20 protein-coding genes and 5 pseudogenes are annotated in these 24,283 nt (G+C 54.1%); 9 read left to right on the top strand and 16 right to left on the bottom strand.

What is annotated here, in order from left to right; all coding sequences use genetic code 11:
• Positions 1–324: 324 nt before the first annotated feature.
• The 3 genes and pseudogenes from NMAG_RS20090 to NMAG_RS21310 all read right to left on the bottom strand — a co-directional run.
• Positions 325–1,470 (bottom strand): Fic family protein, encoded by a 1,146-nt coding sequence (locus tag NMAG_RS20090; RefSeq protein ID WP_004216243.1) that lies wholly within the window; start codon positions 1,468–1,470, stop codon positions 325–327.
• Between the two features lie 280 nt (positions 1,471–1,750).
• Positions 1,751–2,134: a hypothetical protein gene (locus NMAG_RS22555; RefSeq protein WP_049939287.1), complete on the bottom strand. Its 384-nt coding sequence runs from the start codon at positions 2,132–2,134 to the stop codon at positions 1,751–1,753.
• 60 nt (positions 2,135–2,194) lie between these two features.
• Positions 2,195–2,389 (bottom strand): annotated as a pseudogene (locus NMAG_RS21310) (sugar-specific transcriptional regulator TrmB); the annotation flags it as partial.
• A 980-nt stretch (positions 2,390–3,369) separates the two neighbouring features.
• Between NMAG_RS21310 and NMAG_RS21315 the strand changes: the two are divergent.
• The 3 genes from NMAG_RS21315 to NMAG_RS20105 all read left to right on the top strand — a co-directional run bounded on the left by NMAG_RS21315 (position 3,370) and on the right by NMAG_RS20105 (position 4,528).
• Positions 3,370–3,777 (top strand): hypothetical protein, encoded by a 408-nt coding sequence (locus NMAG_RS21315; protein WP_004216246.1) that lies wholly within the window; start codon positions 3,370–3,372, stop codon positions 3,775–3,777.
• Positions 3,778–3,857: 80 nt separating this feature from the next.
• A complete protein-coding gene (locus NMAG_RS21840; RefSeq protein WP_012996989.1) occupies positions 3,858–4,253 on the top strand; it encodes a hypothetical protein in 396 nt (131 codons plus the stop codon).
• Positions 4,253–4,528 (top strand): DUF3006 domain-containing protein, encoded by a 276-nt coding sequence (locus tag NMAG_RS20105; protein ID WP_004216249.1) that lies wholly within the window; start codon positions 4,253–4,255, stop codon positions 4,526–4,528. Before NMAG_RS21840 ends, NMAG_RS20105 begins: the two co-directional genes overlap by 1 nt.
• A 14-nt stretch (positions 4,529–4,542) precedes the next feature.
• Here the strand turns inward: NMAG_RS20105 and NMAG_RS20110 are convergent, their stop codons facing one another.
• Positions 4,543–5,058 carry a hypothetical protein gene (locus tag NMAG_RS20110; protein ID WP_004216250.1) on the bottom strand — a complete coding sequence of 172 codons (516 nt, stop codon included), beginning with the start codon at positions 5,056–5,058 and terminating at the stop codon, positions 4,543–4,545.
• Positions 5,059–5,235: 177 nt separating this feature from the next.
• Here NMAG_RS20110 and NMAG_RS20115 point away from each other — a divergent pair, with 177 nt between their 5' ends.
• Positions 5,236–6,450, top strand: coding sequence for an outer membrane protein assembly factor BamB family protein (locus NMAG_RS20115; RefSeq protein ID WP_012996990.1), 1,215 nt, complete (start codon positions 5,236–5,238; stop codon positions 6,448–6,450).
• 501 nt (positions 6,451–6,951) lie between these two features.
• Here NMAG_RS20115 and NMAG_RS20125 read toward each other — a convergent pair.
• The 5 genes from NMAG_RS20125 to NMAG_RS20145 form a co-directional block, all read right to left on the bottom strand.
• Positions 6,952–7,389, bottom strand: coding sequence for a PIN domain-containing protein (locus NMAG_RS20125; protein ID WP_004216253.1), 438 nt, complete (start codon positions 7,387–7,389; stop codon positions 6,952–6,954).
• The gene (locus NMAG_RS20130) at positions 7,386–7,691 is read right to left on the bottom strand and encodes an AbrB/MazE/SpoVT family DNA-binding domain-containing protein (RefSeq protein WP_004216254.1); all 306 of its coding nucleotides are present in this window, start codon (positions 7,689–7,691) and stop codon (positions 7,386–7,388) included. Before NMAG_RS20130 ends, NMAG_RS20125 begins: the two co-directional genes overlap by 4 nt.
• 298 nt (positions 7,692–7,989) lie before the next feature.
• Positions 7,990–9,405 carry an ATP-binding protein gene (locus NMAG_RS20135; protein ID WP_004216255.1) on the bottom strand — a complete coding sequence of 472 codons (1,416 nt, stop codon included), beginning with the start codon at positions 9,403–9,405 and terminating at the stop codon, positions 7,990–7,992.
• A gap of 293 nt (positions 9,406–9,698) precedes the next feature.
• Positions 9,699–10,583: an IS1595 family transposase gene (locus NMAG_RS20140; RefSeq protein WP_004216256.1), complete on the bottom strand. Its 885-nt coding sequence runs from the start codon at positions 10,581–10,583 to the stop codon at positions 9,699–9,701.
• Positions 10,584–11,126: 543 nt separating this feature from the next.
• Positions 11,127–11,450 (bottom strand): hypothetical protein, encoded by a 324-nt coding sequence (locus NMAG_RS20145; RefSeq protein WP_004216257.1) that lies wholly within the window; start codon positions 11,448–11,450, stop codon positions 11,127–11,129.
• Positions 11,451–11,598: 148 nt separating this feature from the next.
• On the opposite strand from NMAG_RS20145, the gene NMAG_RS21845 reads away from it, so the two are divergent.
• From NMAG_RS21845 to NMAG_RS20160, 4 genes are read left to right on the top strand one after another with little or no spacing between them, the layout of a single operon-like run.
• Entirely contained in the window at positions 11,599–11,745 is a 147-nt protein-coding gene (locus tag NMAG_RS21845; protein WP_004216258.1) for a hypothetical protein, read from the top strand.
• Entirely contained in the window at positions 11,745–12,020 is a 276-nt protein-coding gene (locus NMAG_RS20150) for a DUF3006 domain-containing protein (protein WP_004216259.1), read from the top strand. Before NMAG_RS21845 ends, NMAG_RS20150 begins: the two co-directional genes overlap by 1 nt.
• Positions 12,021–12,060: 40 nt before the next feature.
• Complete coding sequence (locus NMAG_RS20155; protein ID WP_004216260.1) at positions 12,061–12,309, top strand: antitoxin VapB family protein; 249 nt, start codon at positions 12,061–12,063, stop codon at positions 12,307–12,309.
• Positions 12,306–12,707 carry a type II toxin-antitoxin system VapC family toxin gene (locus NMAG_RS20160; RefSeq protein WP_004216262.1) on the top strand — a complete coding sequence of 134 codons (402 nt, stop codon included), beginning with the start codon at positions 12,306–12,308 and terminating at the stop codon, positions 12,705–12,707. The genes NMAG_RS20155 and NMAG_RS20160 overlap by 4 nt, the downstream gene beginning before the upstream one ends.
• Positions 12,708–12,753: 46 nt before the next feature.
• Here the strand turns inward: NMAG_RS20160 and NMAG_RS20165 are convergent, their stop codons facing one another.
• Entirely contained in the window at positions 12,754–14,007 is a 1,254-nt protein-coding gene (locus tag NMAG_RS20165) for an RNA-guided endonuclease InsQ/TnpB family protein (protein ID WP_004216263.1), read from the bottom strand.
• Between the two features lie 384 nt (positions 14,008–14,391).
• Positions 14,392–14,571 (bottom strand): annotated as a pseudogene (locus tag NMAG_RS22820) (hypothetical protein); the annotation flags it as partial.
• A 144-nt stretch (positions 14,572–14,715) separates the two neighbouring features.
• Between NMAG_RS22820 and NMAG_RS20170 the strand changes: the two are divergent.
• Complete coding sequence (locus tag NMAG_RS20170) at positions 14,716–15,063, top strand: hypothetical protein (protein ID WP_004216265.1); 348 nt, start codon at positions 14,716–14,718, stop codon at positions 15,061–15,063.
• Positions 15,064–15,180: 117 nt separating this feature from the next.
• Here NMAG_RS20170 and NMAG_RS20175 read toward each other — a convergent pair.
• The 5 genes and pseudogenes from NMAG_RS20175 to NMAG_RS20190 all read right to left on the bottom strand — a co-directional run.
• Positions 15,181–15,432: pseudogene (locus tag NMAG_RS20175) on the bottom strand (hypothetical protein); the annotation flags it as partial.
• Positions 15,417–15,558, bottom strand: a pseudogene (locus NMAG_RS22565) (IS4 family transposase); the annotation flags it as partial. The pseudogenes NMAG_RS22565 and NMAG_RS20175, both read right to left, overlap by 16 nt.
• Positions 15,559–15,711: 153 nt before the next feature.
• Positions 15,712–17,124: a CARDB domain-containing protein gene (locus tag NMAG_RS20180; RefSeq protein WP_004216267.1), complete on the bottom strand. Its 1,413-nt coding sequence runs from the start codon at positions 17,122–17,124 to the stop codon at positions 15,712–15,714.
• Positions 17,125–17,193: 69 nt separating this feature from the next.
• Positions 17,194–22,050 (bottom strand): S8 family serine peptidase, encoded by a 4,857-nt coding sequence (locus NMAG_RS20185; RefSeq protein WP_012996993.1) that lies wholly within the window; start codon positions 22,048–22,050, stop codon positions 17,194–17,196.
• A 540-nt stretch (positions 22,051–22,590) separates the two neighbouring features.
• A pseudogene (locus NMAG_RS20190) lies at positions 22,591–23,671 on the bottom strand (phage NrS-1 polymerase family protein); the annotation flags it as partial.
• Positions 23,672–24,283: the final 612 nt, after the last annotated feature.

Below are 24,283 nucleotides of genomic sequence, written 5' to 3' on the forward strand. Positions count from 1 at the left end.
ATCAGTCTCGGCAGTCTGAATGAACTGGAGCGTGTCCTCTCGGAGCTGTGCTCGATCGCCGACGGTGATGTGAAGCGTGGTCATGTTCGGGTGTATTGGATGTGTATTGTATCTGCTGTCAATATAGTAGCCACTGCAAGTCAATACACACCTGATCGCCAGCCTGCTCGGCGATCAGTGTGTAACTAGTTGCAGTTGTTACCATAGTAGTCAGTCATCTCTTGCGGATGGCTTCCCTCGTTATGGTATTTCAACTTCAGGTGGTGTGCAACTGATTCAACACCTGGAAAATCCTCAATTAGATCAAAATCGAGGCACTACCGCCTACTCTAGAATGTCGAACACCTCGACTGCTTTGTACTCCTTCCCGCGCTCTTTGCCAGTCACTTCTTCGATGAGGCCATCCGATTCGAGGTCGTCGACGACCTTGTAGGCAGTTCGGCGTGAGACATCGAGATACCCCATGAGATCTGGTGCCTTAAAATACGGATACTGAAGTAGATGCCGAGCGAACGTGTCCGTATTCGTGCTGCCTGGGTACTCTTTCTCGTAGCGCTCTTGGAGATCGCGGAGTCGGTGCGTCCGGTCGTACGACGTCTCGGCTTGACTTCGGAGTCCTTCGAGGAAGAACGTGAGCCACTCGTCCCACGCACCGTCCTCACTCACCGCACGCATCCGCTCGACGTACTCGACTTTGTGCCGATTAAAGTACGCGCTCGGGAAGATGTATGGACTTTCGAGGTATCCTTCGCTCGCCAAATACAGAATTATGAGTAACCGACCGAGTCGACCGTTCCCATCCGAGAAGGGGTGAACCGTCTCAAAGAAATAGTGGATGATGCCGGCGTCGACGAGCGGATGGTACTGCCCACCCATCTGAATGTACGACTCAAGTGAGTGCATGAGTCCAGTGAGCTCCTCCGGAGTCGGTGGGACGAACGGACGCTGTCCTGGCTGTGGGCTAGTGGGATGAACCATATGGTCGCGGAAGTCACCGACGACGTCACCCTCGTTTCGGACATCCTCGAGCAGCATCGAATGGAGTTCTTTGATAAGCGAGAGCGTGATCGATGTCCCACTCTCGATTCTGTCGAGCCCGTATGTGAGGGCAGTCTCGTAATTGAGGGCCTCTTTCAGGTCTTTCTCGATTGTCGTGCCAGCCCCGCCTGCAGGGTGCTTTGTGTGGTACGCTTCGACGTCTTGATACGCGACGTCTGCCCCTTCGATACGTGCTGACTCGACGGCCTCGATACGTATGAGAGAGGTGTAGAGAACTGCGGAGAAGTCGACTGTCGAACTGATACCGTCGACACGACCGATTTGATACGCTGCATCGGCCACCAGATCGTGTGTTTGGTCGGAGAGTTCGAGCTTCGGTTCTACTGGGAGCGGCTCCGGTGAATAGTATGGGTTCGGATGATAGGGGACGTATTTTCCCGGCGCATTATCGGGCAGCTCTTTCGTGGGCATTTCAGTGATACCACTATCTGCTTCTATTGGTATAGTTGGTTTTATAGTAGATATACGTAGGGGCTGTGCGAACTCTATCTTGGAAGATCTACCGCGAATAGTATACGTGCGAACGCCGGAACGAGATCTATGTATAGTAATCATATAAATGGGTATACTAATACCGAGGGGTTCTGGGCTACTGTGTTACGATAGCGCTGCTGTTGCACATTTACCGATACCCATTGACATCTTCAGGTGTCTCCTCCAGTAGGCATCTCTCGGTTGTTCTCAACATGTGCTAGAGCCATAGTGTCTCTATGCGTTGCTCTATTGCCGTGAGGACGGTAGAATATACTTCGAGTGGATGGAGCGACGGGAGTTCGAGGTCGGTAATTTCGGTGACAGACGGTGGCTTGTGGAAGTGCAACCGGGCGTTATGCGTGTTAGGGTGCCGGTCCCAGCGACACTCCCAGCGTTCCCCGTTCTCGTGCCCTTCGACGTAGTGGACCGAGAAATCGCCAGTCGTGAACCACCGAATGCCAAGACGGGCTGCTGTCACTGAGTCCGGGTATCGTCCAGCGTCGAGCAGTCCACGAAGCAGCCGAGGTTCGTAGGAGTCCGGGTCAAACGCAGTCTCCGCCACGAGTGAATCCGACGACAGGTGTCGCTCCAGTAGGCGCAGTGTCTGTCGATCCGGTAGGCCTGTCGAGTGTGGCGCCGAATCCTTCGGTGGCTAGCTCATTTACGCCGGAATCAAATGCCCGTCGTTCTGGGAGAGCTGGCGAGCAAGCTCGTACAGCCTGATATCCCGGATCACGCCCTGCCACTCGCTGACTGCGATCATCCGCTCATGGATGGTTTCGTGATCACCGTGGTCAAACACGTTGACAGTCGTTGGGTCGGTCGTCTCGAACTGTGATTCGTATTCCGTCCACTGCGCTTCAATGGAACACGTGTAGCCGATATCACGGACTGGGCCTAACGAACCCCTCCCCCCTTTTTCGAGTTGTAAACTCGTGACGACGGGTAGGGGGTGAACAGGAAGAGGGACTGCAAAACAGCCGATTGTGGCAGATACACGCGATAGAAGACCTGAAAATCCATTTCTCCAAATTACAACTAGGAAAGTGAATGTTTATGATACATTATCCAATCATATCTTCAATGAGTACAAAAGAAACCAATCATCTAGCCCAGCTAGAAGATTGGAATTTCTGGGTATAGAGAATATCCTCATCTCGCACATAGTCCCAATCCCGAGAACTATCAGGTTTCATCGCCTCTACGTCCTATTTTGTGAACTCCATTCTCACTCCATGGGGTCTGGAGTGGTCTGCACCCGGCGACTTACAACTCGAAAAAGGGGGTAGAATGTTCGAGTACACCACACGAACTTCACCAACCACCATGTTTGTTAACCAATATCACCCTCATTTGTGAACTGCTCCTACGAGCGTTACCCTTTCGCGACAATTCTGGTGCTTACTACTCGAAAACGGGGGGTGAGTGACCTTAGAGATACGACGTTCTATAGCATGTTGATGTGCTGTCTCCTCTCCCCCTCCGATTTACAGCTCGAAAATGGGGGGTGGATCTCACGATTTTTTAATCGTCGTCGGTCTCCTCGATGAGGACGTCGTGGAGAAACCTCCTGCCGTTCGGGGACTTCTGGTATTAAGAGCTTCTCAATCACGGCACCCCTGGTGGTAGACCATTCACACTGAGGGGTGTCGGTAAACCGATCCCATTCACACTCTGGGGGGTGTCGTCTGCTGAGGGTTCAATGGTGCTGAAACAAACCTTCGGCTCTGTTGAAATCCTCAGAGAGTGATATGTTTCTGTGGTCGCGCTGAATATATCGCGCGAATCGGTCACTACTGGTGATTGATTAAGTGCCTCGAATACGAGTGATAAGATATGCCAGAAATAAATCCTCCACCGCTCTTCGAAAAGAAATATGAAGGGCGACCACCAGTAGATATTCTCGGTCTTGTAGCTGGATTAGTAGTGTTTGCAGGCTTCTCATTCTTGTTTGCGGCATTATCCCAGTTATCGGGGCCGGTTGTTGAAACTGGGATCAGTCCCCAAACTGTCGCCGCTCTCCAATGGAGTGGGGTAGGAATTATCCTTGGTGTATTGGCGATCTTTGTGTATCAACGAAGGCCTATCGGCTGGTACGGAACACTCGTAGCGGCGATAGCTGGGGCGATTCAGGCATTGAGACTAGATATTCCATTTGGGTCGGTTTTGATCATCTACCTATCTGTTCCGCTGGTCGTGCTCACTCTCCTGTTGGTACGTCGTGACATGTTTTTGGGTCGGTAGATACGCAGTTCGTGTGACCAGTTCTTTCACCTTATCGGGGTAGAAACGAACGCCAGTCTCGTGCTGCATCTATCCTCTGTATGCAGCACGACGCACGAAACCTATCATCACTTGAGAATTTCAACAGAGCCAAACCTTCGGCTCTGGTTCAATCTCGTCTATTCGTCGGGACTGACGGGGCCTTTATATTGAGATCGGATTTTTTCTCCGTCTCGCCACTGCCAGTAGTAGTAGCGATTGTCGTTGATTTCTTTTATCGTGATCGTCGCCTTTGCAGGGACGTCGTCTGGAAGGTCTTCGGGGCGATCATCGACGTCGTCCTCACGACTGACGGGAGCAATGTTGACCACGAGACCGAACACGAGTTCTCGACTGATGCGTCGGAGCTCCTCGAAGAGAAACCAACTGACGATGACGACACACAGGCCTCGTTCACCCACCCGGTTGACGTGGCTACAACACCACTAGCTGGCTAATGACCAAGACCTACATCGCAACCCTCGATCGGATCGTCGACGGACAAACAGCCGTGCTCTTGTTCGAAGAGGACGACGAGACGGTTGACCAACTCGACGTCGACGTAACGACGTTGCCACCGGAGGCTCAGCACGAAGGGGCAGTTCTCGAGATCGCTGTCGAAGCAAACGAACTCTGCGAAGCCGAATACCTTCCTGAAGTCACACAGTCTCACAACGAGTCTGTACAGGAGCGCCTCGACCGGCTATCAACGAAATTGTCTGAAAAAGACTGAACTGGTTACAATCTTCACCGGAGTAACCACCTGAACCCACCAGCACAACTGTATGATCCTCCAGATCCGGATTCCTGAAGAGTAAACGAGTGTGACTGGCCACGGCTCCCGCAACTGATGGTTCGAGATGTGACGTGTTCTCGTTGGGACCCACGCTCATTGACGTACACTGTCACATCTTCCGATGACCATCCGTCAACGAAACCGTGTTTAGTCTCGCCGGGTTCGACGACGAACGTCTGTGTGTTGACTCCGTCGTCGACGAGCGTCACGTTTTGGTAATATCCTGCCCAGACGAGATCTTCGTACGTGGCGAGTTGACGCTCGCCGTCATCGGTCGTCACCTCGAAGTTGAGGTAACCGGCGGCGTCCTCGTCTGGGACGGTGTGTGCAGTCACGTAATGGGTCTCGTTGTCTTGGTTTTCCAGAGTGACCGTCGGTTCGGGTGTACCGACACCAATCGCGAGCGCTACAATGAAACTAGCTAATACGAGGGCGCCTCCGAGGAGGAGAAGGCGACGGGGGACCATGGGTTAGCGTGTTCTTCCGTCAATAAAAATACCACTCTTTCTACAGAGAAAACAGGTCGAGTATTTCGGTTGTCGACCTCGAGGAAGGTAAAGGTATACGGGCGCCAGCGAACCGAGCGTTTCTATAAGATCGGTAGAATCAATTAGAACGGAATACTTGTTGGGGAACAGACTCGAATGCCCTCCAGACGACGCGTTCTCATCGGAGCCACCACTCTAACGATTGGTGGGTGTGTCGCCGCCGTCACCGGACGGTCGGCGAAGACGATCACAGCAAACCATGACTGGCCGATGGCTCAGTACGACTCGGCAGGCACCGGATACAACCCGAACGTCTCGGGGCCGACATCTGCTGTCGAACTTGCGTGGGTCTACGAGACGCCGTCGTGGTTCCACGGGGCAAGTGCCCCGATCCGGCTCGGTGATACCCTCTATGCGACCGGAACAGGCGTAGTTGCAGTTACCGTTACTGATGGTACCGAACGGTTCGTCCGACGAGGTCCATACACGTCCAGCTTGGCCGCTGTCGACGCGGAGCCATATCGAACGCCGACGCTTGCCGTCACGTCTACCGGTGGGATATATGGCGTGAACGCCGGCGGTGGGGTCGAAATCCCAGGAACCAATCGTGGAATCGGCAGTGAGCGCTGGGAAGGTCCGCCCCAGGGAGAATATCGGCCAACGGTCGATCACCTCCCGACGGTCGATCCAGTCGCTCACGATGGGACCGTATACGCGCCTGTCGTCGGAACTAACGATATCGCTGCGATGAATGCGACAGATGGATCCGTCCGCTGGCGTGTTACCGTCGAGGAAGACGACGTCATCTCGGCATCGTTCGGGCGACCGACGATCAAGGATGGAACACTGTTCGTCGCGAACTGGCCAAACCAGGTCTCGGCCTACGATCTCGAAGACGGGACGCTGCACTGGGAGCGAGAGCGCGCCGATCAGATGCAACTCTGTACGCCAGCGACAGACGCGGGAATCATCGTCACGTCACGGAATGGTGTCGCATTGCTCGATACCGACGATGGAGAACCCATCTGGGAGCGTGATCTAAACGGGAACGCAACTGGAGGGACGGCGGCCGTGGCAGACGAGACGGTGCTGTTGAGCGACGGGAACGATGAGTTCCACGCGCTCGATCTCGAGACGGGCGAATCCCATTGGTCGATAGACTTCCAGGATGAGACGCAACCAGTCGTCGCTGACGACATCGTCTACGCCGTCGAGCGGGGGAAATCGCTTCGCGCGTTCGAGGTGAACACCGGAACGGAACGGTTCAGATACGAGCCGGAGGAAGTCCCACTCTCACCACCGATTGTCGGTGATGGCCGATTGTATCTGACGAATCGCCACCGCGTGATCGCTCTGGAGGAATCAACGTGACTGGACCGCAAGACTCGAACGTGGTATGGGCGGTTCGCCGGATGGTCCGTTGAACACCACCTCCAACGACCAGTCATCCCAGAGTGATGACGACCCACGGGCCGTCGCAACAATTCTTTCCAGTTTTCGATCGGAACCAACAGTTTGGATACCGTTCCTCGTCGCTGGCTGTCTGCTTTGGTTGGTCGATGTGCTTCGCGAGCGGGACTCACTCCCGGTACAACCGTCGGGCTCGGCGTCGACACTCGAGATCACCTACTCCCTGTATCCGGTCGCTTGAGGCAGAACTCCTCGCTCGATGCGATCGACGCGAAACTCGAGTGTTCGAAGGAGACAGTCAGGGCTCGCGTATTAAGTGGGGGAGAACGCGACCGCTTTCTCCACCTTCTGGATCCGGCAGCACTCGAACCGGGAGAGATTATCGAGATAACGGGTAAGACAGCTTCACACGGCGAGTAGCCGAAAAGCTGATCACGTCGGCAGGGTTTCCAATCGACTGACCTATACACCATCCTCACGAAACCGGACTAGATCGACATCGATCGGAAGCGCCTCAAAGTCGTCATCAGCACCGGTAATAAGTGTTGCATCCCTCTCGTGGGCGAGTGCAACGCCATGAGCGTCCGCGAACGAAATGTGACCGTCTGCCTTCACTTCGGCGGCAAGTCGCCAGTCAGCTCGTTCGATGTGAATTCCCCCCCGCTCGAGCGCACGGAGATCGCGATCGGCAGTCCGAAGTGAGTCTGTCGTGGGTTTGTCGTCGACTCCTTCGAAGCGGGCAACCAGATAGAGGACTTCACTAGCGTTGGTCTCTGCCAGCAGCCCTTCGACATCCCCGTCACGAACGTCTCGAAGATTCGCTTCGACGACGCTCCGACCTGGCTCGTCGTAGAGATATGCGATGATCGCTTCGGTGTCAAAGACGTACCGGTCGCTCATTCATCCTCCGAGTCAGCCGGTCGGAGTCGGTCAGCACGGACCTCTTCACGCCGGCGTTCCTCGTCTTTCAGTTCACGAACCCGCTCGAGCACGTCGCCACGCTTGCGGTCGGTGTCGGCGTGAATCCCACCTAACTCTTCGAGTGACGGGATTGGTTCGACGATGATCCGCTCGTCTTCCTCGTAAATGAACACCTCACCAGGGGTGTCGATCCCAAACTTCTCTCGGAGCGTCTTCGGGATCGTTGCCTGTCCCTTCTGCGAGACGCGTACTACCTCTGGGTCTCGAGTACTACTCGACATGATATGTTGTACTATGGATCCAGTGTACTACTAACTGTCGGTGAAAAACCTCCCGGCCCATCCAATGTCTTTACTCGGGGGGATCGGACTCTGCTTGGGTGCCATTTCCTTCGTCTAGGGAAGAAAGATCCATCTGATCGTGGACATCCGGAAACAGATGCGTGAAGAAGGGATCATGCGTCCGGCCACCAGTCGGCACTGGCTCGAGCGCATAGATAGACTGTCACACCGGGTGCGTTCAATTCCCCCGCGCCTCCTTGGGGGTCGAAAAACTATCCCCAGCTGTTACCCTCTGGTGTTACTGATCGGCTTTGCTCTCAAGAACAGCAACGATATCGGATAGATCGAAGAGGCGAAGGTCATCACGCTCGTCTGCAGCTTCCTCAACCGAGCGTTTGAACCCGGATCGGCTGAATAAGGCGAGTTCATACGTCGGCTCACCGCCTGTGGTGGGCGTCCAGTCGATGTGCTCCACGTCGTCTTCGAGGTCAGCGAGTACGTCGTAACCGAGGGGAGTGTTGGTGAATTTCACTTCGCCAGCGATCAGCGTTGACTCGTCGGTTGGTGCGACGACATCAACTTCCCGGCCCTTGTACCACCACTGGCTTGGCACCTGTGTGAGCTGGTAGTCTGTATAGAGCGCCGGCACCGCTTGGTGACAGAGTGATTCGAACGTTTCGCTGACGAAGTCGGGCAATTCCGGTTCGATGAGATCCGTGTAGGCGTTCTCGCCGTAGAGTTCGTACTGTCCCCCGCGGCCGTAGAGATAGCGAAAGTAAAACCGGAACACGGGATCACGGATTTGGTATCGCGTCCGCTTGCTGCGTGCCGGGTCTGCGAGTGCTGGATGGTGTTTCTCGATGATCTGAAGCGTTTCCAGCCGGTCGAAGTAGTACGACGTGTTGGTGCTCTCGATGCCGGCTCCCTGGGCGATCTCGTTTCGACTGCGGTTCCCGCTGGCCATCGATTCCAGGACGGAGAAATACGTGTTCACCTCATTGAGCTCCATCTGGAGGACGGTTTCGGGCTCGTCGTGGAGTGGGCCATCCGGGTCGCACAACAGCCGCGTGATGTTCTCTCCGAGGCTCTGTGATGGATCGAGAGGGCTGAGATATCGGGGTGTGCCGCCGAAGACGCCATAGACGAACACCCGTTCTTCGGGATCATACGTCGGCACGAACTCTTGGATGGAACGAAACGGCAGCTGGGTGAGTTCGAGGCGGCCATTCGGTGTCTGGGACACCCGTCCGTAGAGTGGCGCACCGCCATCGAGGACATGGGTATGAATCATGCCGATTGCAGAGCCTGTGAGTACGAGCGTCGCCTGACTCTCGTCGACAGCTGTATCCCACAGGTGTTGAATGACCGACGGAAGCCCCTCGTTCGATTCAATGAGGTACGGGAATTCGTCGATGACAATGATGGCGTCTCTGTCGGTGAGGTACGTTAAGAGCGGTTCCCATTCCTCTTTGACGGCTGTGATGTCTGGATAGGTCGTCGCTGCTGCCTCGACGAATCGCCTGAGCTGTGTCGTCGCTGTTCCTTGGACTGCCTGATAGTACACGGCATCGTCGCGGTCGGCAATCGATTGGCGGACGAGTTCGCTCTTGCCGATCTGGCGGCGCCCATAGATAATTGCGAGTTCTGCAGCGTCACTCTCATAGAGGGCCTGTAACCGATCGAGTTCATCGATACGATTGACGAACTGGTCCATACTTCCAGTCGTGGTGGGAGATACATACGTGTTCCGAAGTTAGGGGCAGGACTATAATAGTTTGAACTATAATAGTCTGAGCTATAATGGAGGGTAGTAGCTAGTCGCTCCACTACATCGCAGCAAATTCTTCACCGGAATCAGGGGGGGATATTCGATGATGCTCCGGTGTGCACCGAAATCGCTAATTGTTGTTTGGAGCGCGTCGACGACAGTCGCTCACTAGATAAGAATGATGGAACATCCCCTCCCCACTATTTCCAGTAACGCTCTTGTGTAGCACTTTGTTGATTTCACAGCGTAGCTTTGACAGCGTGTTCGAGTGCCTCTCGCCCTGGTTTCCGCAGTAGTTTTCGTCGAAGTTGGAACGCTCGGAGATACTGTGTGAGCTTATCTTTTGAGATGCCTCGATGAGGCGAGAGCCACGGTCGCAGCAGCGATCCGTGGCTCTCGCAGGTGTTGACGTGAACGTCTTCGTCGGCGTATTCGCCGTCGCCGTGGACGACGTATTCGCGGTCGAATGCGTCGTCCTCGGCCAGCGGATCGTAGGCACGAAATCCGTCCGTGTAGATGGTCAGTGGCTCCTTCTCGCGGTTTGCGAGAAGGAGCCGAATAGTCGATTCATCGGCGGATTTCGCTGGGATCACGTACCGATCGCCGGTACCACGATCGACGATCGTGAACACCGGCGGTTTGTCCTGCTCGTACGATCCTCGTCCACGCGTGGACAGGCCACGCGAGCGCGACTCTTGGTCGCGCTCGCGGCCTTTCAACCCTGCAGAAACGTAGATCTCGTCGATTTCGACCGGCCCGACGAGGTCGAGTGACCGGGCGTCGAGCGCCTTCGTGAAGCGCTCGACGCGCTGGTAGATCGTTTTGTACTGAACATCGATCTCTAGCTGAAGTTGGCGAAGACTCGTGTTAAACCGGAGAAATGCGTAAATCGAGAACAGCCACTTCCTGAGCGCGACCTTCGAATGGGCAAAGATCGTGCCGGTCTTGTCGTTGAACGTGCGGTCGCAATTCTTACAGAGATAGCGCTGAAAGTGCCCATAGCTGCCGTTCTTGACCGTCAGGTCAGAACGGCAGCGAGGGCAAGTAACACCGTTACGCCAGCGAACCTGCTGCAACAGGTCCGCTGCGACCGATTCCGACCCAAACACATCTAGCGGAATCATGCCTAACGGACACCGCTGACGCGGTGTCCTTGCTCTCTTCGATTCCACAGCGACAGCTGAGCAGTATCAACAATCTCCTACAGAAGAGCGTCCAGTAAAGTTCTACGAAAGAGAGTCATATAGTGGAGGAGAACTCTAAATTAGTGAAATGTTTATATTTGTGCCGTCCAAGCTAGTCCGTAGGAGAGTTAGAGATAGGTTTATTTTGGATCTGTTTCAGTGGAGGAAAATGGCGCCACAACTTAGCAGACCCTTGTTACTAACTTTACTGGAAACAGTGGGGGAGAGTGGATGGGATACGATCCTCACTTCATTGTGTAAGTGTATTAGCGGAAATGGTGGTGTCTGACTCTCGTTAGACGGCTTGCACAGATTAACCAACAAGTGAGCGTGTTTCCGTCTTCTGTTGGTTAATTTGCTTCGTGAGTAAAACGCCGTTCTAACCGAGATCGATGAACAACTGGGATCAGTATTCCCAACTACCACACCACTGTTTCCAGTAAATCGATGTCTCCCCGACCAACCAACCAACCTAAACAGGGACTAATTCTCTGGACCGACTGGGCCTTTGTACTTTGAGCGTATCTTTTCACCATCCCGCCACTGCCAGTAGTAGTAGCGGTTGTCGTTAATCTCCTTCACTGTGATCGTGGCCTTCGACGGGACGTCATCTGGACGGTCCTCTGGTTGCTCCTTGATCTGGTTGTTCCCTTCGTTTTCCGCTAGTCGTGCTTCTCGCTCGTGGTACTCCGCGAGCTCCTCGGTATACCTGGCGACGTGCCGAAGGAGTTCAGGCGAGTAGTCGTTGAGTGTATCGACGACGTCGGCGGGAAGCTCCTGTGGGGGTGTCGGTGGCTCGTAGGACATGGTAACTCAATCCGCGTTAACCAACAAGGGCGTTACTACCGTAGGATTGTTGGTTAAGTCTGTGTGAGACGGCTCTCGTTCAACTCTCGCCTCCGGTGTAACACAGCACGAAACATGTATTTCAACGAGTTTAGAGTAGTGTTACACCGTGCTGCGACGAATCGAACTCGAGACGGAACACGAGTTCTCGACTGATGCGTCGGATCTCCTCGAAGAGAAACCAGTTGACGATGACGACACACAGGCCTCGCTCACCCACCCGATTGACGTGCCTGCAGCACCACTAATGGGCTGATGGGAGAAACCTACACCGCGACGCTCGATCGGATCGTCGACGGACAGACAGCGGTGCTCTTGCTCGAAGAGGACGACGAGACCGTCGACCAACTCGACATCGACGTAACGACGCTGCCACCGGAGGCTCAGCACGAGGGGGCAGTTCTCGAGATCGCTGTCGAAGCGAGCGAACTCTGTGAAGCCGAATACCTTCCTGAAGTCACACAGTCTCGCAAAGAGTCTGCACAGGAGCGCCTCGATCGGTTGTCGATGAGATTGTCTGATCGAGACTAACCAAAGACCGAAATAGCGTCAACGCGAATGTCAACGCAAGATGGGAACGGCTGATGAGCAGATCCGTGTGAGTAATACGGTGAAACGCGAACTGGAGAAACGGAAGCGCGAAGGCGAGAGTTACAACGATGTCCTTGAGCGTGTGCTTGGCGAGAAAGTCGTGGGCGACTTCTACGACGGATTTGGTCGCTGGTCTGACGAGGAAGCACAGAGCGTCCGCGAGGCGCGCCAGAAAGCCAAAGAGAAGCGGAAAAAGCGGATGCGACGACGAGCCGAGAACAGCGCATGAAGGTCCTTGATGCGTCGTTTCTGATCGACTATCTGGATGGTCTTGGGGAGACCCGCGACTTCTATGAATCCGCAGGTGGTGCTGATGTCCGCTGGGTAATGCCCGTCCCAGCGTACGCAGAGGTCCTTGTTGGTGAAGGGAATCTTCCGAACGGCGATGTCGACGGAGCACGTGCAGACCTCTCTTGGGCCGAAGTCTACACTGTTGATGAGCAAACGGCGACACTGGCAGGCGAGATTGCAGACGAAATCGCGCCTGGAGGTCCTTACCTCGATGGGCCAGACGCGCTGATTGCAGCTGTAGGTCGCGAACTGGACGCGCCTGTCGTCTCTGGAGACGGTGAGCTCACGCACACAGAGACCAAAAAAGTCATTCAGGTCGAAGAGTACAAAAACTGACTCACCACTCTCTTTCAGACCACTTTCGTTTCTACCGATTATTGAGCTACCCACCGCTAAAGCGGTGGGATTCAGCGTGGACTCCCGTTCTGGCCTCAGGTGAGGCAGAAGAATAGCCTCCGTTCACGTTCACCATCCCGCTGTTCAAGCGCACGCCCAAGGGTGCGCCTCCATCGCTGCCAGTTTGGTTGCGACGGAGATACCGCAAGCCGATGTTCTTCGCGGCGTTGTAATCCGCGTGGTTTTCGTACCCACACTTCAGGCACTCGAACTCCTCGCCAGCACGGTTGTCAGGGTGCGTGAACCCGCAGTGCGAGCAACGTCGTGACGTGTTCTCAGGGTTAACCTGCTTCACATCGATGCCGTATTCCTCGGCTTTGTACTCGACGTACTCGTACAGACGGTCGAACGCCCACTTGTGCCCCCACGACGCGCCAGTCCGCTCACGGATGTCGGTTAAGTCTTCAAACGCGATGACTGCACACTCGTTTTCACGAGCTTCAGCGACGAGTTCGTTGCTGATGCGGTGCATCATCAGTTTGAATCGTCCTTCTTCCTTCCGTCCGACTGACTGGATGTTCTCGTGCGCCCAGCGCGTCCCGCACTGCTGGAGTGAACCACGTCGCTTTTCATACTCGCGCCGCCAGTGGTCGAACTCATCGCCCGTCCAGAACGTGCCCGTCGAGGTGACGGCGAGGTTGTTCACGCCGAGGTCAACCCCGAGAACCGTTCCGTTCCCAGTGGTTTCCTGTTCCGACGTGTCAGCCTCCACCCCCTTCTTGCAGTGGATGTGAAGCACCCAGTTGCCGTCACGGTAGTGTAGTTCCGCACCCGTCGTTTCGTACTCGTCAGAGAAGAGGTACTCCGAGTGCGGCGTGTCACTATCCTCGTCAGGCAGTACGTAGTCGGCTTCGATGCGACCGTCTGTGGTGGCGAGGCTCACGTGGTCGTCGTGGAAGGTGGCTGTTCGGTGGTCGTAAACGACGTGTGGGCTGGTGAACGTGGGTTTCGACGCTTTCTTGCCGTGTTTCCAGCGTGTGACGACGCTTTTGCAGGCTTCGGCGGCCTTGTTCCGAGCGGCTTGCACCAACCCGCCGTTGAACCCGTCCGTTTTCTCGCGTACGTCGTCGTAGGTTTCGTCGTCCAACGTGGTTTTGCTGCTGGTGACGGACTCGCCTTCGAAGGCGTGGTCAACGACGTACTGTGCCGACCAGAGGAACGTGTCTACGGTGTCTTCGAGGAGTACGGCGTCGTCGCTGTCCACGTCGAGTGCAACGGGGACGGTGCGCCGTACCTCCATATGTCATATGTAGAACTAGTATTTCTTAAACATTAGGGGGTCGGCCTGTCACTGTAGCGTGGTTTGATTCAGCAGTGACAGATTCATCCCACGGCTAAAGCCGTGGGTTTTCTCCTGTATATCGTATAAACTGACCGATCACTCCCTTCGCAGATCGACTCCCAGTTCGTGCTACAGTCGCGCGCTGTATTCATCACCGCATTTCTGACGAATTCTATGAATGATTGAAGCAAAACTGTGGCTTGCCCTGCTAATACCTAACACTCTGAGAGAAGCCGCGATACTGTTGCGGTGCCGCATCAACACCACTACGGGCATGACGGGATACCGATACGAACGTGTCTCAATGGTGACATCCCCTCTAGATTTTCGCGGTAATCATCCTTACGGTGGGTTTGACGCACTATTCAGCTGATCGACGTCGTCGTCCTCGTACGCTGCTCGCCACATCGCATGGACTGCACGAGTGACGAGTGACACTTCGGTCACGTCGATACAGGACGGTTCGGCTGCCGTCGTGGTGGCCTCGGGAGGAGGATGGAAATGAATTTCGGGTGAGTGGCTCTGTTGAAATCCTTAATGAGTGATATGATTCAGCAATCAAACTGAATACAGAGCGCGAATGCCGCATGGCAAATTGATCAAATTGTGTAGTCAGACCGGTTTCTATGTCAAAAAATTCATTACCCGCGTTAGTTAAGTGAGTGAATGATGAGGAAGTGGAAAGAAGTAAAACGGGACCTCCAAGCTGCGGGCTATAGGGGGTTTGAATTCGACAGTGGTGAGACTGTCATACCAGAACTGCGAGGTAAGTGGGTCGTCGGAAAGATCACGCCCAAAGACCATTTCGATGGTGAAGATCAATCGCTCTGGCAGCAATTAACTAGCTTGCTAGGAGGAAGCAACGTCGTTGCATGTGCTGGCCCAGCGGACGTTCCCGACCCCATCCGAATCATCGCTGACCGGTACGATCTGAACGTCGTGATTGTTAGCGTCTCTTCAGAGTACATCCGTATCGCTCTCTGCGAACCGCCTGAGAATAGCCTACCCAGCTAATGATTCGACCGTCTCGTTCCGTGTCAGTACCGATGCAAGACAAACGGTACTGAATTTATCCTCTATATTCAGCACGACGCCCGAAACCTATCACCACTTGAGGATTTCAACAGAGCCGGGTGAGTGTGTATTCGGGTGCCGATCGAATCGCCAGTTGACGTCTTCGCCGTCGACGTAATGAAACGAATACATCCCCAGTTCGCTCCACTGGATATCGAGTCTCGCAGCGTCGGCGTCTCCAAGACCGTCGCTGAGACTGATCTGCAGTTCCGTGGGTGCGACGACGTCATCGTACGAGGTTGCGTCGACTAACGGCTCAAGCTCGAGCCAGAGGTCACGAATCCGCTGGAGCGCTGGGAGATAGAACAGCGCGACGACGTCGAGTTTTCGCTCTCGCTGGATGGGATTCGTTGCGCGAGCGCGCTCGCGCAACTCATCAGATGGAAACACTCTTTGAATTCGGTTCACAACTACTGAATCCGGTAGGGTGTACACATTCTCTACCGGATTCTCACACTCCTAGTTACTGACGATTCTAGTTCGGCGTCTCTGGGTACCTCGGCTCGCTAAACTAGAACGGATGGTTCGTTGGTATAGACGCGGGACTGCGTACGTACGAGCGCAAAAATTGAGCTAGGGGATTTCAGCTTACCGGCGACGCATGAAGACAATTGAGGCTCCGAGAACGGCCGCAAGAGCGACGAGGGCCCCAAAGCCGGGAATGCCATCATCATCGACATCGTCAGTGTCGTCCTCGGGGATGTCATCATCGACATCATCGGTAACTGTCACCGTCCCAGCTTCGACGTTGTCAATGAATACGTCGTGGGTCCCGGTGTCGTCAACGGCACCACTAAGGGTGACGGTCGCTGTCTCTCCAGGGCCGACCTCAACATCTTCCTCAGCGACGACTTCGTCATTGATATTCAATGTGGCTGTGTGAGTCCCCTCGGCTTCGCCGGTGTTCTCAAGAGATGCGTCCACAGTGACCTCCTCACCCGCCTCGATTTCCGGTGTTTCGACGTTCGCGTCAACGACTTCTATGTCGGCGGGCGTAACCCCATCTTCGACGACGGTTAGCGTCCCGGCCTCGAGGCCGTTGACCGAGATGTTGTATTCACCAGGGTCGGTGAAAGTCTCGGTGAAGGTTACCGTCTCCGAGCTTGTTGCTTCGACAGAAACGTTCTGACTGTCGACAACTCCGCCGTCGACCTCGAGACTGACCCCAGCCTCGCCGGCTTCCTCACCGGTGTTCTCGATATCAGCGGTCACGTCGACGGATTTGTTCTCGTCGATTGTGGTGGCGCTCAGATCGGCCTCAGTCACCGTGATGTTTGCCGGCTCATCGTCTGGTGGGGCGGGGGGGACCGATGGCGGGTCATCTTCACCAACCCCTATAATGACTGCGTCGCTTGCATCGGTCGTCGAGATGACCGCCTCAAACTCGCCTTCATCAGCGAGTTCAACCGAGTACTCGAGAGTCTCGGTTTCGCCAGCTTCGAAGACCTGTTCGTCCTCAGTTGCAAGGGTCTCGCCATCGAGTTCAAACGTGGCGTCAGAGACGCCTTTGACATCCTCAGTGTTCTCGAGGTCAGCGACGACGGTAGCGGTCTCGTTCGGATCGACAGAGAGGTTTGAGGCGTCCGTATCAATCTCGACGTCGATGAACGCCTCACCGATATCACCGACCTCGAGATCGACTTCCTCGATATCACCGGATTCCCATTCCACGTTTGATGGGTCGGTTTCGGCCTCAACACCGTTTACGAGGAACGTAACTTCCCCGTCACCAGTGGTGCCGGGAACCTCGAGTTTGTCATCGTCAACACTGGGCCCACCATACTGGCCAAGCTCGTCGGTGACCAAAGTGTCGCGCTCTTCGCCATCAACAACCGCGGTGATTATCGTGTCTTCGGGTGCTGGTTCACCGTCGATTGTCACCGAGCCGTAGTAAGCAGCCGGTACCTCGGGTGGTCCATCATCGGCTGTAGCCACTCCACCCGCAATGGGCAAGACCATCATCCCAGCAGCAAGTACGAGCACAAGCATGACTGTGCCCATACCAACAACTGGGCGTCCGCCGAGTTGGCTGTCAGTATTCCATTCCATGATATGATAAGATGGTAGTGTTCAGGGAGTTACCAGGGATGGTGAAGATACTGAGGATGCAGCGCCCTCGTCCTCATCATCAACAACCTGATCGAAATGTTCTACGTCAATATTCTGCCCGAACTCAGCCTGAATGACTAGTTCAATCGATTGAGAGGTGGCATTCTGCACTTTCGTCTCATGCTCGTCTGGTGCATCCGAGACAATAGTCTCGGCGGCATCATCGAGCGCTTTGAATTGCTCTGTTGAGTTATTTGCATCCTCAATTTCATCCATGAGATCATTTTTAATGAGCGCGATCAGGGCCTCTTCAGTTTCCTTATCAGAGACTCCTTCAGTCTCGATGACTGACTCGATGGTCGCGGTTTCCGGATGGTCTTCGTGGGCAGAGATATTCAGCTCATCGAACATCTCTTCGGCAGTTGGGTCGGCTGCGACTTGAGATGGCATCGTGCCATCCGACTCGCTGTAGACGAAGTACCCTTCAAAGGGACTGACATACCCAGCATCACCGTCACCGAAGATATGCGTCCGATCTAATTCCCCTTCAGGCCCGAGCTGGTTTCCAGGGGCTTCCTGGAGGCTCATTATCATCTCTGGTTCAAATGAGCCAATTTCAAAGGCGGATTCTGCGTCTAGGTGTGCTGGCGCGGTCACGTAGTTCCATCCCTCTTCGAATTCGTGCTGTCCTGGTGCCGATGGATTATCATCGTCTGACTGGAAGTTGAAGTCCAATTTGGCGTCGCTTTCAGATACGACCACGAGTGCCGCGAGCGTATCTACCGAGTCGTCACCAGACTTCATTTTCCACTCTTGCTCATCAGCGTCAAATCCGTAGATGGCGCCTTCGAAGTTGGCTGGGACGATCTCTCCAATTGTCTGTTCGCTTGGACCAGGCAACCCGATACCGTAGGATTCGTTGGCTTCGACCTGAAGATGGTATCCAATCTCAGTCGTATCCATGCCCTCCTCAACGCTTGGTGGGCTGGTCAAGTGAGGACTGTAGTCGGTTGGGCCGTCAGCGATGGGTTCTTGTCCATCGCGCTCGCCGAGGTAGTTCATGCGCACATCGATCCTTTGGTCCGTTTCTATGACCGTGTCAGATTCGGAGAAATCGTTTAGATAGTACGATGGTGGGCCATTCCAGTCGCCATCGATGACACCGACCTCCGAATCGAAGTAGTTGTGATGGACTTCAGGGGGCATGTTGACCGATCCCTCATCAAGGCCGACAGATGCGTTTTCGATGTGGTTATCATCGACAGACTCAACGTTACCTGAAACGCCTAACTGAATACCAACATCCGCGTCTGTGATGACGTTGCGATCGGTCTCACCATCATCGGTGTCGATTAGCATCCCGGTTCCGACATCGTAAATCTCGTTATCGACCACATCGTGACCCGAAGAGACGTGGTCGGTCATGATTCCCGTATCAGCTCCGGTAATGGTGTTATTCTGGATTAATCCATCGTCGGCAGCCCAGTAGTAGAAGACGCCTGTCTCATCAGCTTCGATATAGGAATCTTCTACAACATGGCCAATGTGACTGAGATCAGACCACAAACCAGTCGAAGCATTTGTTACGGTGACATCACTGACCGTGTAGTTGTGCGCTTCGGTCGCGTAGGAGCCGACCTCTCCACCTGCGTCAATGTCGAATCCGTCGATCGTGACTCCGTCGTTATGTCGTACATATACGACTGGAGTTTGATCGTCAGTCTGTAAGTTATAGGCGGGCATTTCGACCGCATCATCAGGAAGCTCGAGCGATGGCTCTGCGTCTTCAGCTGCTTCGATTGTCACGTCGTGATTCGCGTCCGCCCACATTACCACCTGCTCTTTGTAGGTCCCATCCTCAACGACGATAGTCGCTTCAGGAATAGCCAGATCAACTGCATCTTGTATCGTCTCTGCGTCGCCCTCCTCACCTACTTCGATTGGTGGTTCATAAACCGATGTTGGACCAGTGAACCCGTCGACTGATTCTCCGCCAACGTCGATATCATGTTCGAGCGCCACAATTCCCGTTTCGCCATCTTCCGGAACCACGGTAACGTTAATTGCATCGTTGAACCGTGTATCGGTTGGGTCGATTGGCTCATCTGGTTCGATAGGTTCTCCGAAGGCATATTCTGTTTCTTGGACGTACAGTGTCAGGTTTTCTTCCGCAGTTGTAGTGTGGTAGTCATCTAACTCAACGGTGATTTCGACATCATCGATATCGTCAACACTGAACTCTGCGGAGATGGCTTCACCGGGATCTACACGATCGGGTTGATCCTCATCGAGTGTCGCAGTACGACTCTCGCTAACATGTTCAACGGAGTTGGTCAGCACTTCCTCGGCTTCCTCAGTGAACGGAATTACATCCCCAACCAGCGTGGAGTACCCCAGCGAGGCGGCATAGACATTGTTTCGTGCATCGTCTGTCGCTAGACCATGACCGCTAGCGCTGTTGTTTTTCCAACCTACATCGGCGATGTCATTTCCGTGATGGCCGCCGAACCAGGTGTGGTCTGGTGTGTCATATAGTTCAACCCGCTCACCTTCTTCAACAACGCCATCAAGAATGGGGTGCTCTTCTGTTGCCTCGTACTCTACGGGTTCAATTTCGCCAACAAAGTCTTGATCAGTGTAACCAGGTACACCGGTCGCACGAGACAGTTCATGGATACTGTCACTCCAGGACCCTGACTCGTCGTACTGATCGAGGTACACAACGCCAATATCCGCTCGGTCAGTGGCCTCGAAGAACTCCCGCACTAGGTCCTCATCTTGTTCGTTTGAATCAGCGAACCGTTGAACAACGAACGTGTCGAAATCGTCGACACGGTCTACCACCTCGTCTGAGTCAACGGTTGTGATGTTATAATTCGCATCAAGGTTGTCATCGAGATCGCTGGCAAGCAAGGCGCCAAATTCACCGTCTGGGGCGTCGACAACTGCAGTATCGATTTCCTCAGCGAAGACCTCGAGTTCGTCCGTTTCGAACACGAATTCATCATCACCATCGGCAAATACGAACTCGAGCATCATCTCGCCGGTGGTACCATCTTCCGCGTAGAGATCAATCTCTACCTCGTCGAATGGTTCCTCAGCCTCCCATGCTTCGTTGAAGTCTATCTCTTGTCCATCGACGTAGAGGGTTGCATTCTCTTCATCGTAGTTCCCATCCATCGATACGGACAACTCTTCGAGATGAGCAGTTTCGAACGCAAAGGAGTTATTCTGTCCAGAAACGATCCCGGTGGGCAATGTTGTTGGTTCTGCATCAACGAAGTCTTCGAGCGTGATGTCTATCTGCTCAAACTCACCCTCGGAAACCTCGACAGTCTCTGTAACGGACTCATACCCAAAGGCGCTAGCTTCAAACTCAAATGTGTCTTCCGTCCCTCGAAGAGTGTATTCCCCGTTTTCATCGGTTGAGACCGAGTAACCGCTGTCAAGTTCGACATCAACACCCTCTATTGGATCTCCATTGCTATCCGTGATGGTTCCGTTAATCCCTTGGTCAGCTGCAACCTGATCAACCGAGTGGCTTGCGTCTAGAATGCCTTGGCCAAATCGATCATTGGGGTCATCTAGGTCATTATCAGGCTGCCAAGCGTGAGCGGTCATCGCAGTTTCGTACTGTTCCGGAGAGAGATCATCTTCACTTGCTGCGGCCATCAGTCCAACAGTTCCAGCAACGTGAGGCGCTGCCATGGAGGTGCCAGACAACGTATCGTACTCGCCATCGGGTTGAGCACTGTTAACACCAACTCCTGGTGCTGCAATGTCTGGCACAACGTACTCTTCAGGCCAGTGGTCAGGAGCGTCAGAACCCCAGGCAATTTGGGTGTCGATCCATTCACCACTTGAGAACTGAGCGATATCTTCTGATTCGTCAGTGGCACCAATGGCAAATGAATCGTAATCATTGCCAGGTGAGCTTGAGCTACCCTCGCCATCGTTACCAGAAGAAGCGATCACCAATGTACCAGCATCTAACGCGTTCATCTGAGGCTCGATGAACGCTTCTTCGTAGGCGGATACACCGAGACTCATCGAAACAGCGTCGGCATCTTCTTCAACGGCCCATTCGATTCCTCCGATGATCTGTGCCAAACTACCACTGCCAGCGTCCAGCACGAGACCATGCATCAGATCAGCTTCAGGAGCAACGCCAATGTACTCTCCTGATGCATTACCGCCGGTCGCAGTACCGGAAACGTGAGTCCCGTGCCCGTTGGAGTGAGATTCATACGGGTCGCTGTCAACCTGCTCGCCATCTTCGTCAAATTCGGCCCAATTTTCATCTTCGATGTCTATATCGGGATGGTCGGGGTCGACACCGGTATCAAGGATTGCAATCTCTGCACCTTCGCCCATTGTGTCGTGGTCATCCCACACATCGGGTGCATTGATTTGATCAAGTCCGTAGGTAGTATTGACGTCGTCGTCATACTCTACTGGTTCATCCAGTTCAATATCGGCGTTGTAGTCGATTGACTCGACCCCTTCTTGGGCAGCAATCTCGGTTGCACTAACTTGGTCTTTATCCAGTTCAAGTAGCAATGCGTTCGTAATCCAGAACTGGTTCAGAACCTCTACTCCCTCAGTCGACTCCGCGTATTCGACTATTGGTTCCTGGCTTTCTTCCGCAGTCGTTTGAAGGGCCGTCTTGACGTCAACATCGGTTACAATTGGAAGTTCGACATCTTCGGCAGATACAAGCACTTCGACGGTGCCTTCAGCCTGAAAAGTGTTCTCATCAATTATCACTTCGCCTTTATTTGACTGGTCAGGATCATCAGTACCAATAGACGATGGTATTGATTCATCTAAAGAGAAGTCATATTTGTCAGTCGCTGCCGTTCCCATTTCGTCACCCATAGCTGCACCTGCTGGTGCAAGCAATGAAGTAACCATTAGAATCGAAAAAGTCACTGATAAGAGTATTATCAACTTTCGCTTTGATCGTATCATTTATTATGTGCTAACCTCGTGTCAACAGTCATTACTGTCTTATAATAGTGATTGTGGTCGGGTTATCTAATATAAGGATACAGAAGCTGAGACTAGCCTTTTCAATGGATGCCTCGAGACGATCGAGGAATGGGAGTACAACATCCAGGTACGGGGAGCGCTTCAGCTTACCATCAGCCTCCAAAGCTCCGTGAGGAAGCTGGAGTTGACCTCGTGAGAAGAGTTGGCTGTAGTCTGAAGTACATGGACTTCGAACAAGCGAGGGTCGAGGGAAAGAACTCAGACGGTACAGAATTAACCAACACGGTGTGGGAAATGATCCGATATGTTGGTTAAGAGGTTGCGCTACGGTGTCTGGTTCACTGACTGACGCATCACGCTTCGGCTCCGCCGTGGACCACCGATAACGACGACTACTCGTGCAAAAAGCTGCGTTCCCTACGGAGGTCAGCTTCGCCGCCACAATCGCTGCATCCGTGTTCGGAGTGATGATGGCCCCTCATCTTTCTCGGAAGGTGACTCAGTGGTCCCCCTCAAGGTCGCTCTCCTGCTGTTCAACGATCGATCGTAACTGCCGGCGCTCTGCTGTGAGTTGTTCGATTTGGTCACGTTGATCTGCAACGATCTGCTCCAACTCGTCGATACGGGCCTCGAGAAGGTCGTTCTTCTCCTCGAGGTACACTCGATCACCCCCTACAGAGCCCGGTTCCGCGATACCACCCTTGAGAGTCCAAGCCGTGTCAGTATCAGTCTCAGCAGCAGTATCCACTGACGTCTCTACAGTAGGCGTCGTCGGCTCGTAGAAGTCATCCGTCGCAGCAATCGCGCGTTCGAGCGTCTTCTCTCCATACGTCGATCCATCGGCGTGGTGGACATCGTCCCATTTGCCTCGAATGAGCCCCGACTGTCGAAACAGCCGATCCATCTGCAGCCGGTTTCCCCCAGTCCAGAACGCCAGCAGACAGCACAGTGCCATATCGGCTTCTGACTGGCTGTCGTATCCACTGGTGTTGCCTCGCCACAGCCGATCAAACTTGTCGCCGTTGCCCGCCGAGCGGGCTTTCTCGAGCAGTTCCTCATCCTCGAGCTCGAGCGTCTGACTCTGACCCGAGTCATCACGTCGATCGCCAGTAGTGGAGTTGATGTCGTTGGTGGTATCGTCTTCAGCGACGAACTCCTCGTGAACTGCCTCGAGGGCGTCCTGGCGTTCGTTGATCGACGTCGGCGTTCCGTCGACGTGGTCCGCGGTCACCGTAAAAAAGCGAGCCTGGTCGTACATCTCGATCGAGCCATGCCGGTTCCGACCATCCGGAAGATCTCCCTCGAGGAGCACGTGATACCCCGTTCCCGATGGCGAAACCTCGGTGAACGAATCCAACTGTTCGATAATCGACAGCGCCGACTCGAGTGGCTCGCCCGCCTCAGGATCACGGCAATCATCTACGTCCACACCGACCAACGGAACCGTCGCGGTGAAGACAAACCCGATCCCATCAGCCGCACCAGTCGCCGCGTACTCGAGTGCTGCATCGTTGGTGTCCTGGAGTGAGACGTCAAAAGAGACGATGAGACGACCCACCATTGGCACCGACACACCACCCGTTCAATCGTTTCATGGAGGCACCACCCACCACCCATTCATTCGTTTCACAGACATGCTGGCCAGATGGAGACACACCGGTCGTTCAATCGTTTTGCGCAGAGTGAGAGGGACCCACCACCCGTTCATTCGTTCGAGGTGAATGACGGACCCACCATCCATTCAAACGTTTTGGAAGGATTGTGCAGTGATCAAAGCGGAATACACCCACCACTGATTCATTCGTTCCAGAGACGCGGAGCAGAATGTGGATCGTTCACGGAGCAGAATGTGGAGGACACACCACCCGTTCAAACGTTAGTGGGTGTTCCAGAGGGAGAGAGACACCACCCATTCAATCGTTCTGGTGAAATAGCCCCAAGTGTCGATACCGGATATAAGGGAAGGGATTTAGCGGGTAGAAGGACTGTGCTGTACGAAACCGAAGGAAGAGGGTTTTGAGGAGCAGAGAAGGACCGATACCAGAACCAAACACACCACCCATTCAAACGTTTTCTGTGGTACTGCAGTGCGGGTATGGTTTTGACGCTATCATTATAA

Origin of the sequence: Natrialba magadii ATCC 43099 (assembly GCF_000025625.1) — an archaeon.
Lineage (GTDB): Archaea > Halobacteriota > Halobacteria > Halobacteriales > Natrialbaceae > Natrialba > Natrialba magadii.